Origin of the sequence: Cellulomonas chitinilytica (genome assembly GCF_016862675.1) — a bacterium.
In the GTDB taxonomy this organism is placed as follows: domain Bacteria; phylum Actinomycetota; class Actinomycetes; order Actinomycetales; family Cellulomonadaceae; genus Cellulomonas; species Cellulomonas chitinilytica.
Window position 1 is genome coordinate 57,717 of the sequence record NZ_BONK01000021.1, and the last position, 13,823, is coordinate 71,539.

A 13,823-nucleotide genomic window follows, 5' to 3' on the forward strand; every position below is an offset into this window, starting at 1 on the left:
GGCCGGACCGACCGCACGGAGCACCAGCGTGGAGAGCATCACCAAGAACCGTCAGTCCCGCACCACCCTGCAGGCCATCGTCGAGCGCGCCTACGGCCCTGACCAGGTCCCCCTCGACGCCGACGGGGACTGGGTCGACGAGATGGGGCACGGCTGGTTCAACGTCGCCTACCGGATCACGCTGCGCGACGGCCGCGACGTCGTGCTGAAGATCGCGCCGCCCGCCGACGTGCCCGTGATGACCTACGAGCACGGGGCGATGCGCATCGAGCTGGCGTCGCTCGCGATGATCGCCGAGCAGACGGCCGTCCCCGTCCCGCACGTCGACCACGCCGACACCAGCCACGAGCTCGTCGACGCCGACTGGTTCGTCATGCCGTTCGTCGACGCCGAGAACCTCGGCATCATCAAGGACACCCTCGCCCCCGAGCAGCTCGTCGCCTACCAGGAGGCGCTCGGCGCCGCGAACCGGGAGCTGAACTCGATCGTCGGCCCGTGGTTCGGGCCGCTGGCCGGGCCGGGCGACCCGTCGTGGCGCGTCGTGTTCACGGGCATCGTCGAGGACGTGCTGCGCGACGGGGAACGCCGCCACGTCGACATCGGCTGGGACTACGACGTCGTCCGCGACGTCCTGGCCCGGCACGCCCACGTGCTGGACGAGGTCACCGAGCCGCGGTTCGTCGAGTGGGACCTGTGGGACTCGAACGTGATGGTCCGCGACGGCGAGATCGCCTGCATCATCGACCACGAGCGCGCCCTGTACGGCGACCCGCTGATGGAGGCCGGGTTCACCGCCTCCCAGCTGTCCGCGTTCGGCGACCCCGCCGCGTTCATGCACGGCTATGGCTGGACGGACCTCACGGAGGACGAGCGGCTGCGCCGGCGCCTGTACTGCCTGCACCTGATGCTGATCATGGTCATCGAGACCGTCTACCGCGGGCACACCGACACCCATCAGTACGACTGGGCGCGCCCCCAGCTCGACGAGATCATGCGCCTGCTCTCGCAGCCGTGACCACGGCCGTGTCCACCGCCGTGTCCACCGCAGGGACCACCGCCGGGACGACCGAGGTCGACGCCCGCACGACCGCCCTGGGCACCCGCCCGGTCGGGCGGCTGCTGTGGCACGCCTGCTCGCAGACCACCCTGTCGGTCGGCGTCTACGGGATCTACGCGCTCACGAACGCCTGGTTCGTGGCCCGCGGCGTCGGACCGACCGCGATGGCCGCGGTCAACCTCGTCGCCCCGCTGCTGCTGGCGCTGGGCGCGGTCTCCACCGCGCTCGGCGTCGGCGCCGCGTCCGTCGTCTCCCGCAGCCTCGGAGCCGGCGACACCGCGGCCGCCGGACGCACGGCCGGCAACGCGTTCGCCGTCTTCTGGGCCGCGGCGCTCACGACGACGGTCGTCGGCCTGGTCGCGCTCGAACCGCTGCTGCGGCTGCTCGGGGCCGAGGGTGCGACCCTCGGGTACTCCCGCAACTACGCGGTGGTCATCCTGGCCGGCGCGATCGTCTCCACCGGGTTCTCCGCCCTCGTGCGCGCCGAGGGGCGGATGCGGTTCTCGACGATGCTGTGGGTCGTCCCCGTCCTGGTGCAGATCACCCTGGACCCGCTGCTGATCTTCGGGCTCGGCCTGGGCGTGCGCGGCGCGGCCCTCGGGACCGTCGGCGGGCAGGCCGTCTCGGCCGCGATGAGCGTGTGGTTCTTCTTCGTCCAGCGCCGGCGCCCCTACCGCGTCGCGGCACGCGACCTGCGCCCGCACGCACGCACGATCGGCACCGTGCTGGGCATCGGCGCCCCGTCGTTCCTCGCCGGGTTCGGCGCCACCCTGCTCGCCGTCGTCGTCAACACCACCCTCGCCGCCGTCGGCGGTGCGAGCGCGCTGGCCGCGTTCGCGATCTGCGCCCGCATCCAGACGTTCGTCGCCATGCCCCAGCTCGGCATCAGCCAGGGCATGCAGCCGATCGTCGGCTACAACGCGGGACGCCGGCTGCTCGACCGCGTCGAGCGCACCCGCACCCTGTCGCTGCGCGCGACCCTCACGTACGGCGTGCTCGCCGCCACCGCCGTCGGGCTGCTGGCCGGCCCTCTCACGGGCGTGTTCGTCGACGAGCCCGCCGTGTACGCCACCGCCGTCGACGCGCTGCGGGTCGTCGCCGTCGGCGTCGCAGCCGCCGGGGTCACGCCGCTGGTCTCGGCCTACTTCCAGGCCCTCGGGCGGCCGCGCCCGTCGTACCTGCTGTCGATCGGGACCCTGGTCGCCCTCAAGGTCCCGCTCGTCCTGGTCCTCGGGCACACCGCCGGCACCACCGGGATATGGGTCGCGCTCGCCGCCGGAGACGTCCTCGCCGCGGTCGCCTCCGCGGCCGTCCTGAGGCACGTCCGCCGCCGCGCCGCCGCGCCGCCACGCCGACCTCCGAGCGCTGACGAGCCGTGACCCTCAGCGCAGCGGACGGACGTCGACCGCGTCCATGCCCGCGGTGAGCGCCGCCTGCAGCCCTTCGTCGCTGTCCTCGTAGACCAGGCAGCCCGCCGGGTCGACCCCCAGGAGCTCGGCCGCCCGCAGGAAGATGTCGGGGGCGGGCTTCCCGCGCGCGACGTCGCCCCGGGTGACGGTCACGTCGAAGAGGGAGCCCAGACCCAGCGCCCGCACCGTGGGGAGCACCGTCGCGGCGGTGCCGCCGGTCGCGAGCGCGGTCCGCCGGCGCCCGTGCTCGGCCCGGAGCACGTCGACGACGTGCCGGACCTCGCCGACCTCGTCGACGCGCTCGAGGAAGACCCGGTCGCGGGCCGCCGCGACGGCGTCGACGTCCACGTCGGTCTGCGCGAGGTCGGCGACCATGCGCACCATCTCCCGGGACGAGACCCCGGTGCGCGCGTCGAACCACCCCTGGTCCAGGGTCAGGCCGACCCCGTCGAGCGCCGTGCGGAGGACCTCGAAGTTGACCTGCTGGCTGTCGGCGACCGTGCCGTCCCAGTCGAACAGCAGCGCGACGTGACGGTCCGCAGGTCGAAGGTGCTCCGGTGTGCTCGCGCGCGCGACGACCGCGTCCCTGTGCATCGGGCCATGCTAGGTGCGTGGCCTGCCGCCACGCGCCCGGTCACCGCCGCAGGAGCGCCGTCTCGAGCTCCGGCAGCCGGCCGAACAGGTCGGGGAGGCCGTGCACGCCGTCGCGCACGACCTCGTGCGACAGCGCGAGGTCGGGGCCGGTCCCGGTCTCGACGTCCGTGAGGCACCGGAGGATGTTCCACCTCGTGTGTCCGGACCAGCCGCCGATCATGGACACGAACCAGCTCGGACCCGACGCCGGCAGCGTCCCACCCCCGGCGACGTAGCCGTCGAGGACCGAGCGGAAGACGTCGGGTTCGACGTCGTCGAAGCCGGGTCCCTTCGCGAGGCTGAGCGCGGTCGAGCCGAGCTCGGCGGACAGGTCGAGCGTGCCGGACAGCTCCCAGTCGAGCACCACCGGCCGGCCCTCGCGGGCGAGCAGGTTCCACGGGTGGATGTCCCGGTGGCTCAGCACGGCGGGGCCCGGCCGTTCGCACGTGTCGATCAGGTCGGCGATCGCGAGGAACGTCTCGACGTGGTCGGTGAGCTCGCCGGCCCACGGCTGCCCGGTCGCCACCGCCCGCTCGGCGAGCTCGGGCCAGTCCCGCGGTGCCGGCTCCTCGACGGTCATGTCGTCCCAGGGGACGTCGAGCGCGTGGAGGCGCGCGAGGATCTCGCCGATCTCGAACGCGAACGCGCGTGACACCGGCGCCTCGGGCACCCGCTCGCCCACGACCCACCGGTGCACGAGGGTGCGGGGGCCGGCCGAGATCGGCTCCGGCATCGGGATGCCGGCGGCGAAGGCGGCCCGCTCGAACCTGAGCACGTCCTCGACGGGAGAGGTGCGGCGGCGGTCGTCGAGGTTCAGCTCCTTGACCGCGAACGACCCCCGGTCGGTGTCGAGCCGGTACGTCCGGTGGGCGAACCCGCCGTCGACCCGGACCATCGGCCCGACCGGCGTGCCGAGATGCGACAGGTCCACCCCGCGCAATCTAGGCGCCGGCAGCGCTCGGCCGCAGGGTCACGACCTGCTCGTCGGGCGCGGGCTCGGTGACCGACTCGATCGTCAGGCCCGCCTCGGCCACCATGCGCGCCAGGTCGTCGGAGGCGTACCAGTGCAGGATCCAGTCGCGTTCGAGGACCTGGCCGCCGTCGGCGTCGCCGAGCTCGTAGCGGACACGGCTCGTGCGGGTCCGCGTCGCGGGGTCGTGGACCTCGCCGACGACGGCGAACGTCGCGCGGTAGCCGTCGTCCGTCACCGCCTCCCGGACGCGGCCGATCTCGTCGTCGGGCGTCGGCGGTGGCGTCCACAGCGGGACGAGCGCGGCTCCGCCCGGCAGGAGATGACGCCCGATCGCCCCGAGCGCCCGCGCCGCCGTCGCGTCGTCGGGCAGCAGGTTGAACGTGGGGCCGGCGAGGTAGATCGCCCGGAACCTGCGGTCGAGGGCGAGGTCCTCCATCCGCTGGTGGTGCACCGCCGGCGACAGGCCCTCCGCCGCGGCCTTCTCGAGGCACCGGCGCACCATGTCCTGCGACGAGTCGACGCCCTCGACGTCGAGACCCTGCCGGACGAGCTCGAGGAACGGTCCGACGTCGCCGCACCCGAGCTCGAGCGCGGGCTCACCCTCGGCCCGGACGAACGCGAGGTACGGCGCGGCGTCGAAGTGCGTCCCGCGCAGCAGGCCGTACACGTCGGCGACGATCCCGGTGTAGAAGTCGGCGGCGCTCACCGCGGCACCGTAGCTGCGCCGTCGCGCAGGTGGGCGACGTCGCCGACGGTGACGACGGCGCGGTTGTGGAAATACCCGTCCTCCCGGAGCGTCGTGATGCTGCCCGACGGCACCGGGAAGGCGACGTGGCCGGCGGCCTCGACGGGCATCCCGATCCAGGCGGCGACGACCAGGCCGGCGGTGAAGCCGTGGGTCACGACCACGAGCTCGTCGACGTCCTGCGCGAGCAGGTCCGTCATCGCGAGGTAGACGCGCACGGCCACGTCGAGCCGGGTCTCGGCGCCCGCCACGCCCTCGTGGTGACGGAGCCGGTCGCCGACGGCCGGCGGGGGCACGAACCGGGCGTCGAGCCACGCCTGCGGTCGCCCGCCCGCCTCGCCGTACGACTTCTCCCGCAGCCGCGCATCGAGCGTCGGGTCGACGCCCAGCGCGTCACCGATGACGGCGGCGGTCCGGCGCGTGCGCTGCAGGTCCGACGTCACGACGGCGACCTGGGCCGACCCGTCGATGCGGTCGCGCAGCGCCCGGGCGATCGCCACCGCCTCCCGCTCCCCGCGCGGGGTCAGGGCCGAGTCGAACTGGCCCCCCACCAGGCCGTCGACGTGGTGCGTCGCCTCGGGGTGCGTGACGACGCTGACGGTGCGCTCGCGCGGCGGCACCCGACCGGGGATCGGCGGGGGAGGGATGGTTCCCGGTGACGCGTTCACGGGCTCAACCTGCCACGACCTGACCCGAGAGTGAGATCCATGGCGGACCGACCGGAACGGGGCGTCGCTCCGGTGGACGTCAGCAGCAGGACTGCACGTAGGCCTGGATCTCTGCGAGGGCCTTCGCGATTCCCTCCCGGTCGGCCCGGTAGAACGTCGCCCGTCCCTCGCGTCGCGCGGCCAGCGCACCACCGGCGCGCAGCTGGGCGAGCTGCTCCGAAGCGGTCGACTGCCCGAGGTTCGCCCGGGCGGCGACGTCGTTCACGGACAGCTCGACGCCCTCGGAGAACAGGAGCAGGACCGACTGCCGGGTCGGGCTGGCGATCGCTCGGAGGAAGGCCTGCGTCTCGGTCCCGAGCGTGGGGGGCGTGCTCACGCCTGCATCGTAGTTCGTATCGACATATCGGAATATGCCGATATGATTTCCGGATGGTGGCGGAGACGCTCTGGGACGTCGTGGTGATCGGTGCCGGCCAGGCCGGCCTGGCGAGTGCTCGGGCCTTGCGGCGTCACGGTCTGCACACCGTGGTGCTGGAGTCCCGTGCGCAGCCGACCGGCTCGTGGCCCGGGTACTACGACAGCCTGCGGCTGTTCTCGCCCGCCCGTTTCAGTGCTCTCCCCGGGCTCCCGTTCCCCGGAGACCCGGATCGCTACCCCGCCCGCGACGACGTCGTGGCGTACCTGCGCGAGTACGCCGACCTGCTCGACGTCGAGATCCGGTGTGCGACGACGGTCGCGACCGTCGATCACGACCCGGAGGGCTTCGCGATGACGACGGAGGCGGGAGATGTGGTCCGGGGACGCGCGGTGGTGTCGGCGACCGGCGCCTTCACCCGGCCCGAGATCCCGGTCGTCCCCGGGGCCGGCCTGTTCGGCGGTGCGCAGCTGCACTCCGGCGCCTACCGCTCACCCGCCGCGTTCGCGGACCGACGGGTCGCGGTGGTCGGAGGCGGGAACTCCGCCGTGCAGATCGCGCACGAGCTGGCAGCCGTCGCCGACGTCACGCTCGTGACGCGATCACCGATCAGGTTCCGCCCGCAACGCATCGCCGGACGCGACGTGCACCTCTGGCTGCACCGGTCGGGGCTCGACATCGCGCCCGGCGCCGTGACCCGCAGACTCGTCCGCACGACCACGGTGCTCGACCCTGGCGGCTACGCGGCTGCGCTCGCCGCAGGTCGCATCCGTCAGCGCCCGATGTTCGAGGCGCTCGACGAGACCGGCGCACGCTGGGCCGACGGCGCCACGCAGCGGCTCGACGCGATCGTGTGGGCGACCGGCTTCCGACCCGCCCTCCAGCACCTGCGGCCGCTCGGTCTGGGTGACGATGCGCCGACCCACCGAGGCGGCGTGTCGACAACGGTGCCCGGCCTGGCGTTCGTCGGGCTGGAGATGCAGCGCTCGTTCTCCTCGAGCACCCTGCGCGGCGTCGGCCGCGACGCGGCGCACGTCGGTGCCCGCATCGCGGCTCGTCTCGGCGGTCGAGCTCGGGCGCTGCGTGGCCCGGCCGGCAGGCTGATTGCGCACGCGGGGCAAGCCTGAGCTCGTCGAGCAGCGTGAGCAGGGAGCTCACCGGCGCGCGAGAGCGTGGCGTGTGCTCAGGGCTCGTGCGCTCACGCGGTCAGCCGGGGCGGACGCGGAAGGGCGCTGTGCGCTCCGGAGGCGCGGAAGGCGTCGATCGCGAGCGCCGCCAGCCGGCGTGCGGCGACGGCGTGGTCGGCCGAGGGTCCGGAGGGCAGGGCGCGTGCGGCGAGGAGCACGAGGACGAGGTCGCCGACGACGAAGTCCCGGCGCAGGGCACCGGCCGCCTGGGCGCGCGCGGCGAGCCCGCCCAGGTCCCGCAGGAGGTCGGCGCGATGCTCGGTGAGCATCTCGAGGTCGGGGTCGGCGGACAGGAACACCTCGACGAACGCCCTGTGGTCGGCGTTCAGGGTGGTGAGCTCCTCGACGGCCGTGCGGAGTCCCCGCCACGGGTCGGGGTCGGCGCAGGCGTCGTCGACGACGGCGCGGCACGCGCGCATCTCCTCGGTGAACACCTCGACGACGAGGTGCTGCTTGGTGGGGAATCGTCGGTACACGGTCGCGGGACCGACGCCGGCCTTCCTCGCGATGTCCCGCATGGTCACGCCGAGGCCGCGCTCGGCGAACAGCTCGCGCGCCGCCTCGAGGGTCCTGTCGCGGTTGTCCCGCGCGTCGGCGCGCAGCATGTGAGGTGGATGCCCGGTCACGGCTCTCAGTCTCGCCCAAGTGGACTCATGCGTCCGTTAGCGTCCCGTCCGTCACTCAGGCGATGGACGAGGGAGCGGACCGTGCGAGCAGTGGTGATCCAGCAGTTCGGCGACCCCAGCGGCCTGCAGGTCGTCGAGCTGCCGGAGCCGTGCCCCGCGGCCGGGCAGGTCGTGATCGGCACGGAGGCGATCGGCGTCGGTGGCGTCGACGCGATGATCCGCCGGGGAACGCTCGGCCGGTCCGGGTCCAGCACGGGCGTGGTGCCCGGCAGCGAGGTCGCCGGGACGGTGACGCGCGTCGGCGACGGCGTGGACCGGGCGTGGGTCGGGCGTCGCGTCTGGGCGTTCACCGGGGTCGGCGGCGCGTACGCCGAGCGGGCCGTGGCGGCGGTCGCCGACGTGGTCGCCCTTCCCGACGGCCTGTCCTCGGTCGAGGCGGTCACCCTCGGGAGCGCGGTCCCGGTCGCGCACTTCGCCCTCGCGCACGGCCGGTTTGCCCCGGGCGATTCGGTCCTCGTCCGTGGGGCGGCAGGCAGCATCGGGATCGCCGCGGTCCAGCTCGCCGTGCGCGGCGGAGCAGGCGCCGTCGCCGTCACGACGTCGTCGCAGCGGCGCGGGTCGAGGCTCCGCGAGCTCGGCGCGACGCACGTCCTCGACCGCGCCGGGGACGGCGACGCCACGGCGCCCCCGTCGTTCGACGTGGTCGTCGACGTCGTCGGCGGGCCCGACCTGCCGTCCTTCCTGGACCGCCTCGCACCGAACGGGCGGCTCGTCTCCGTCGGCATGGTCGCCGGCTTCCCGCCGGCGGACTTCGGCGTGCGCCTGCTCGAGACGTTCCAGCAGTCGCGCTCGTTCGCCACGTTCAGCCTGAGCACCGTCCCGGTGGCGGACCGCGACCGGGTCCGCTCCGAGTCCTTCACCGCGGCAGCGGGCGGCGGGCTCTCCGCCGTCGTCGACGACGTCCTCCCTCTCGACTCGGCCGCCGAGGCCCACCACCGGATGGACGCGGGCGACGTGTTCGGCCGGATCGTCCTCACGCCTCGATGACGTCCCGGATGCCGGATCCCGTTTGCGCAGGTCGAGGTCCGTCGCGAACCTTGGCGCAGGCGGTGCGATGCCGAGGGGGGACCATGCGCATCGGTGGGGGACGCACGACGGTCGAGACGGACCGCCAGGATGCAGCAGCACGACCGGGTCACGCCCGTGCGCGCCCACCCGCCGCGGCCGGCGTCCTCGGGGCGCAGCGGCTCCTGCTCCTTCAGGGGACCGCCGGGAACCGCGCGGTCGGCAGCCTGCTGACGGCGGGCGTCAGCGTGCAGCGCGACCCGGCGACCTGGCAGGCGGACACCGCCGCCCTCGTCCTCCTCCCGTCCGGCAACGCGCGCACGTCGTTCTGGCCGCCCGTGGTGGCCGCCGTGCAGGCCTACGGCGGGCTGCGCGCCGACGACCACGCGGGCCGCGCCGCGACGCTCGCCCAGCTCGAGACCGCCATCGCCGCGTGGCGGGCGAACCAGAAGAAGAACTGGACCTCGAACGACCTGGACAAGCGGAAGGCGGCGGCCGTCGGGACGCTCGACAGGCTCATCAGGGCGGAACGGGACGAGCTCGCCCGGCCTGCGGCCCCCGCCGCGGCACCGCAGCCCGTGCCGTCGAACCGCGCGGCCCCCGCCCCCGTCCGGGCACCCTGGCGTGACGAGCCGGACCAGCACGAGGACCTCGTGTTCGACCTGGACCTGGTGGAGTCGCCGAGTCCGGGGGACCGTGTGCCCGTCCCGGCGCCGGCACCGGGCCCGAAGCCGGCCCCGGCCGCAGTGCCCGGCACCGGGAGCGCACCCGAGGAGAGCGAGACGGCGACGCCGAGCGGTTCCATGGCCGCGGCCCGGGCGCTGCTGGCGAAGAAGGGCGTCCGGTCCCTGCCCCCGGGCGTCTTCCTGCGGGTGCACCTGACCAAGCGCGAGTACGTCGACGACATCAACGAGGAAGGTCTGGTCGCGGGGAAGAAGGAGGGGATCGGGCAGCCCGAGGATCGCAGCCGCGACCCCCACCACATCTACGCGCTGGACCTGAGCGCCGGGGGAGGCGGGACGACCGGGGCCGTCAGCTCGGAGGCCGGTGGTGGCGCCGTGGGCCTGATCAGCACGGCAGCCGGGGACAGGGACGTCAACTACCCGAAAGGGGGCGCCGTGCGCTACGGCCCGGCCGCCCCGCCGATCCGGACGCGCGCGCCTGCCGCGGCCGGCGCCGAGGAGCCCGGCGCGTACACGTTCCCGCTGCCCCTGACCCCGCGCAGCGTGAGCGCGCTGACCCTCTTCGTGAACGAGCGCCTCCCCGCCGCCGCCCGGATGAGTCCCGACGCGGTCGTCGACGCCGTGAACGTGGCTCTCGTGCGGCACTCGCCCATGGTCTTCGCCGGGGTGGTCGCACCGCAGGGGCCGCCGTCGCACTCGTGAGGCGCCGGCCTCAGCCGTACCGTTCGACGAGCGCGCCGCCGATCGAGGCCAGACGACCCCGCACCCCCGGAGGGCCGGTCACCTCGAGCCACTCGACCAGTCCGCAGAGCTCCCCGGCGAGCACGTACTCGTCCTGGCCGCGGATCACGACCTCGATGCGGCCGTCGGTCGTCGAACCTCCCACCTCGAGCCGACCGCCGAACGCCATCCGGAGCACGCCGATCCCATGGGGCACGCACAGCGCCCGGACCTCCAGGGGTGTGCGTCGGCGGTCGACCTCGTCGGCGATCTCACGCCAGCTCTCGGCGAGGTCGAAGTCCTGCGGCCGGTCCACGGGGTCGTCGGTCGGGTCGACGGACGAGACGCGGTCGACCCGGAAGGTCCGCCGGCCGGCCTCGGTGCGCGAGACGAGGTACCACGCGGTCCCCTTGGCGACGATGCCCAGCGGGTGGACGGTCCGCTCGGTCAGGGCGCCGTCGCGGTCGACGTAGCCGAGCCGGACCTGGACGCCGCGGATCACGGCGTCCTGGAGCTCGTCGAGGAACCGCGGTGGTGGGTGCTCGACCCGACTCGATCCCCACTGCTGCGCGTCCATGACCAACGACGACGCCGCTGCCTCGGCCTGCTCCCGGAAGGGCTCCGGCAAGGCACGCACGAGCTTGCGCAGCGCTGCCTTCACGGCCGGCGTCGCGGCCGACGCCGGGCCGGCGACCAGGAACAGTGCGCGGGCCTCGCTCGCGGTCAACCCGGACAGGTCGGTGCGGGCGCCGCCCACGAGCCGCCAACCGCCGCCTCGGCCCTGCGTCGAGTACACGGGCACCCCGGCCATGCCCAGGGCGTCGAGGTCACGGCGGGCGGTGCGCTCGGAGACCTCCAGCTCCCGGGCGACCTCCGCCGCCGTCACGTGCTCACGCTGCTGCAGCAGCAGGAGGACGGCCATCAGCCGGTCGGCTCGCACGGGACAACACTCGCATGGGAAACCGGTCACGAGGTGACCGGTTTCGGTCCCCACGATGGCTCCATGACCTCACCGACGAGTCCGACCGTCCACCACTTCCCCGCCCCCACGCTCGTGGCCGTCAACGGCGTGGAGCTCGAAGTCTTCGAAGCCGGCCGGCACCACGCAGGACGTCCGATCGTGCTCTGCCACGGCTGGCCGGAGCACGCGTCCTCCTGGCGCCACCAGGTGCCCGCCCTCGTCGCGGCGGGCTACCACGTCATCGTCCCGAACCAGCGGGGCTACGGGCGCTCGTCCCGTCCCACCGAGGTGACGGACTACGACATCGAGCACCTGACGGGCGACCTCGTCGCGCTGCTCGACCACTACGGGTACGACGACGCCACCTTCGTCGGGCACGACTGGGGCGCCATGGTCGTCTGGGGGCTGGCCGTGCTGCACCCGCACCGCGTGAACAGGGTGGTCAACCTGAGCCTGCCCTACCAGGAGCGCGGCGAGGTGCCCTGGATCGAGCTCATGGAGGCCGTGCTCGGGGACGACTTCTACTTCGTCCACTTCAACCGGCAGCCGGGTGTCGCGGACGCCGTGCTCGACGAGAACGCGTCCCGGTTCCTGCGGAACCTGTACCGGAAGGACGAGCCGCCCGCCGAGCCTGCGCCGGGCATGGTGATGATCGACCTCGCCCGAGCCGGGACGCCGCGCGGGGAGCCCGTCATGAGCGACGACGAGCTGGCCGTGGTCGTCTCCGCCTTCGAGTCGTCGGGGTTCACGGGCAGCATCAACTGGTACCGGAACCTCGACCGCAACTGGCACCTGCTGGCGGACGTGGACCCCGTCGTCCACCAGCCCACCCTCATGATCTACGGCGCCCGGGACACCGTCGCGAGGTCGCAGAACCTGGCCGCGTTCGTGCCCGACGTCGAGGAGGTCACCCTGGACTGCGGTCACTGGATCCAGCAGGAGAAGCCGGAGGAGACGAACCAAGCGATCCTCGAGTGGCTGCGACGTCGGGACGGCTAGAGCCCCGTCAGCAGGCGTCGAGGAGGTGGCTGCCGAGCGCGGCCGGCAGGTGGCGCGTGCGGGCGGGATCCACGTCCGAGACGGCATCCCGTCGGCGCGCTCCTCCCTGGCAGCCTGACGCCGTGACCGACTACGACGCCCGGCTCGTCGACCTCTACGACGGGGACAACCCCGACGGCCCCGACCACGACTTCTACCGCACGCTGGCCGACGAGCTCGGGGCGTCGTCGATCCTCGACCTCGGGTGCGGGACGGGCATCCTCACGGTCACGTTCGCCCGGCCGGGGCGACGGGTCGTCGGCGTCGACCCGTCGGCGACCATGCTCGCCCACGCGTCCCGACGCCCGGGCGGCGACGGTGTGCGGTGGGTGCTCGGGGACAGCCGGGACGTCCCGCCGGGGCCGTTCGACCTGGCCGTCATGACCGGCAACGTCGCGCAGCACATCGCAGAGGCCGACTGGGAGCAGGCGCTGCGTGACGTCCACCGCGCCCTCGCCCCCGGCGGTGTCCTCGCGTTCGAGAGCCGCAACCCGGCGGCGCGTGCGTGGGAGCGGTGGGCGGGCGAGCCCACGGTCCGGACCACCGTGCACGGCCCGCTGCGCGAGTGGTTCGACGTCACGGAGCTCGAGGGTGGTGCCGTGCGGCTCACGGCGCACAACGTCTTCGAGTCGAGCGGCGAGCACGTCGTCGAGGAGCAGGTGCTCACGTTCCGGAGCCGCGAGGCCATCGAGCGGTCGCTGACCGCGGCGGGGTTCGTCGTCGACGCGGTGTGGGGCGACTGGGACCGAGGTGCCTGGTCGGCGGACGGACCGCTCGTCGTCGTCCGGGCCCACCGCGGCTGAGCGCCCGGATGCCTCGTCGACGCGCGCTGCTGCCACGGGCGACGCCCACCGCCGCAGGGTTGTCCGCCCGAGCGGTGACCGCGCTGCTGGACCGGCTGGAGGCGAGCCCCGTCGAGCTGCACTCGATCATGCTCGTGCGCCACGGCCACGTCGTCGCCGAAGGCTGGTCGGCGCCCTACTCGGCCGGCCGGCCGCACCTCCTGTACTCACTGACGAAGTCGTTCACCTCGGTCGCCGTCGGGCTCGCCATCGCGGACGGCCTGCTCGCGCTCGACGACCGGGTGGTCGACGTGCTGCCCGACCACGTCCCGGCCGACGTCTCGGAGCAGGGACGTCGCCTCACCGTGCACCACCTGAGTGGCGGGAGAGCTCGCCGCTCGGTCGCCCGGTCGTCGCGTCCGGCGCCTGGCAGGGGAGCACGTTCGTCGTCGACCTGTGCGTCATCACCACCCCGCACCGGGTCCGGGTGGTGATCGACGGCTCCACCGGTACGGCGGTCGCGACGTGGGTCACCGTGCCCCTGACCGGCCCCGACCTGGTGCTGCACCTGCGGTCGCCGCTGATGACGCGACCCGACGTCGCCTAGCCGGCGGACCCGTCAACCCGAGCAGTCCTGGGCCGTGACGGTCCGGAACGGGTCGGCGGCCGCGACGAGGGCGCGACGTCCGACGGGGCGGACGGCACCGTGACCTGGTACGACGCGGACAAGGGCTTCGGGTTCGTCACGCCCGACTCCGGCGGCGAGGACGTCTTCGTCCACGTCCGGGCCCTGGCCGGCGGTCTGAGCGAGCTGGCCGACGGGGACCGCGTGACGTACGAGGTCACCGAGGGCGAGCGCGG

At 73.9% G+C, this 13,823-nt stretch carries 16 protein-coding genes; 9 read left to right on the plus strand and 7 right to left on the minus strand.

Annotation, left to right across the window (positions count from 1 at the left end; all coding sequences use genetic code 11):
• The first annotated feature begins 28 nt into the window (after positions 1–28).
• Positions 29–1,015 carry a phosphotransferase family protein gene (locus tag Cch01nite_RS21785; RefSeq protein WP_203758618.1) on the plus strand — a complete coding sequence of 329 codons (987 nt, stop codon included), beginning with the start codon at positions 29–31 and terminating at the stop codon, positions 1,013–1,015.
• Entirely contained in the window at positions 1,012–2,436 is a 1,425-nt protein-coding gene (locus tag Cch01nite_RS21790) for an MATE family efflux transporter (RefSeq protein ID WP_239071208.1), read from the plus strand. Before Cch01nite_RS21785 ends, Cch01nite_RS21790 begins: the two co-directional genes overlap by 4 nt.
• A gap of 3 nt (positions 2,437–2,439) precedes the next feature.
• Here the strand turns inward: Cch01nite_RS21790 and Cch01nite_RS21795 are convergent, their stop codons facing one another.
• From Cch01nite_RS21795 to Cch01nite_RS21815, 5 genes are all read right to left on the minus strand, one after another.
• Complete coding sequence (locus Cch01nite_RS21795) at positions 2,440–3,060, minus strand: HAD family hydrolase (RefSeq protein ID WP_203758619.1); 621 nt, start codon at positions 3,058–3,060, stop codon at positions 2,440–2,442.
• A gap of 40 nt (positions 3,061–3,100) precedes the next feature.
• A complete protein-coding gene (locus Cch01nite_RS21800; protein WP_203758620.1) occupies positions 3,101–4,030 on the minus strand; it encodes a phosphotransferase family protein in 930 nt (309 codons plus the stop codon).
• A gap of 10 nt (positions 4,031–4,040) precedes the next feature.
• Entirely contained in the window at positions 4,041–4,778 is a 738-nt protein-coding gene (locus Cch01nite_RS21805) for a class I SAM-dependent methyltransferase (RefSeq protein ID WP_203758621.1), read from the minus strand.
• Positions 4,775–5,485 (minus strand): histidine phosphatase family protein, encoded by a 711-nt coding sequence (locus tag Cch01nite_RS21810; RefSeq protein WP_239071209.1) that lies wholly within the window; start codon positions 5,483–5,485, stop codon positions 4,775–4,777. The genes Cch01nite_RS21805 and Cch01nite_RS21810 overlap by 4 nt, the downstream gene beginning before the upstream one ends.
• A gap of 79 nt (positions 5,486–5,564) precedes the next feature.
• Positions 5,565–5,861, minus strand: a complete 297-nt coding sequence (locus Cch01nite_RS21815) for an ArsR/SmtB family transcription factor (RefSeq protein WP_203758622.1) — start codon at positions 5,859–5,861, stop codon at positions 5,565–5,567.
• Positions 5,862–5,914: 53 nt separating this feature from the next.
• On the opposite strand from Cch01nite_RS21815, the gene Cch01nite_RS21820 reads away from it, so the two are divergent.
• Positions 5,915–7,027: a flavin-containing monooxygenase gene (locus Cch01nite_RS21820; RefSeq protein ID WP_203758623.1), complete on the plus strand. Its 1,113-nt coding sequence runs from the start codon at positions 5,915–5,917 to the stop codon at positions 7,025–7,027.
• Positions 7,028–7,098: 71 nt separating this feature from the next.
• Here Cch01nite_RS21820 and Cch01nite_RS21825 read toward each other — a convergent pair whose 3' ends face one another.
• A complete protein-coding gene (locus tag Cch01nite_RS21825) occupies positions 7,099–7,692 on the minus strand; it encodes a TetR/AcrR family transcriptional regulator (protein WP_203758624.1) in 594 nt (197 codons plus the stop codon).
• A 102-nt stretch (positions 7,693–7,794) separates the two neighbouring features.
• On the opposite strand from Cch01nite_RS21825, the gene Cch01nite_RS21830 reads away from it, so the two are divergent.
• Positions 7,795–8,760 carry a zinc-binding dehydrogenase gene (locus tag Cch01nite_RS21830; RefSeq protein WP_203758625.1) on the plus strand — a complete coding sequence of 322 codons (966 nt, stop codon included), beginning with the start codon at positions 7,795–7,797 and terminating at the stop codon, positions 8,758–8,760.
• A gap of 83 nt (positions 8,761–8,843) precedes the next feature.
• The gene (locus Cch01nite_RS21835; protein ID WP_203758626.1) at positions 8,844–10,163 is read left to right on the plus strand and encodes a hypothetical protein; all 1,320 of its coding nucleotides are present in this window, start codon (positions 8,844–8,846) and stop codon (positions 10,161–10,163) included.
• Positions 10,164–10,173: 10 nt separating this feature from the next.
• Here Cch01nite_RS21835 and Cch01nite_RS21840 read toward each other — a convergent pair whose 3' ends face one another.
• On the minus strand, positions 10,174–11,121 hold the full coding sequence (locus Cch01nite_RS21840) for a helix-turn-helix transcriptional regulator (RefSeq protein ID WP_203758627.1): 948 nt from the start codon (positions 11,119–11,121) through the stop codon (positions 10,174–10,176).
• A gap of 63 nt (positions 11,122–11,184) precedes the next feature.
• On the opposite strand from Cch01nite_RS21840, the gene Cch01nite_RS21845 reads away from it, so the two are divergent.
• The 4 genes from Cch01nite_RS21845 to Cch01nite_RS21860 all read left to right on the plus strand — a co-directional run.
• Entirely contained in the window at positions 11,185–12,141 is a 957-nt protein-coding gene (locus Cch01nite_RS21845; RefSeq protein WP_203758628.1) for an alpha/beta fold hydrolase, read from the plus strand.
• Positions 12,142–12,263: 122 nt separating this feature from the next.
• Positions 12,264–12,983, plus strand: coding sequence for a class I SAM-dependent methyltransferase (locus Cch01nite_RS21850; protein WP_203758629.1), 720 nt, complete (start codon positions 12,264–12,266; stop codon positions 12,981–12,983).
• An 8-nt stretch (positions 12,984–12,991) separates the two neighbouring features.
• Positions 12,992–13,456 carry a serine hydrolase gene (locus Cch01nite_RS21855; protein ID WP_203758630.1) on the plus strand — a complete coding sequence of 155 codons (465 nt, stop codon included), beginning with the start codon at positions 12,992–12,994 and terminating at the stop codon, positions 13,454–13,456.
• Positions 13,457–13,668: 212 nt separating this feature from the next.
• Positions 13,669–13,823 (plus strand): cold-shock protein (locus Cch01nite_RS21860; RefSeq protein WP_239071210.1); only part of this gene is annotated, 155 nt, incomplete at its 3' end.

What these genes read in the sequence shown, in the direction of transcription:
- Cch01nite_RS21835 (WP_203758626.1), top strand. Translation starts at nt 8,844, where the DNA reads ATGCGCATCGGTGGGGGACGCACGACGGTCGAGACGGACCGCCAGGAT.
- Cch01nite_RS21820 (WP_203758623.1), top strand. Translation starts at nt 5,915, where the DNA reads ATGGTGGCGGAGACGCTCTGGGACGTCGTGGTGATCGGTGCCGGCCAG.
- Cch01nite_RS21845 (WP_203758628.1), top strand. Translation starts at nt 11,185, where the DNA reads ATGACCTCACCGACGAGTCCGACCGTCCACCACTTCCCCGCCCCCACG.
- Cch01nite_RS21855 (WP_203758630.1), top strand. Translation starts at nt 12,992, where the DNA reads ATGCCTCGTCGACGCGCGCTGCTGCCACGGGCGACGCCCACCGCCGCA.
- Cch01nite_RS21795 (WP_203758619.1), bottom strand. Translation starts at nt 3,060, where the DNA reads ATGCACAGGGACGCGGTCGTCGCGCGCGCGAGCACACCGGAGCACCTT.
- Cch01nite_RS21825 (WP_203758624.1), bottom strand. Translation starts at nt 7,692, where the DNA reads ATGCTGCGCGCCGACGCGCGGGACAACCGCGACAGGACCCTCGAGGCG.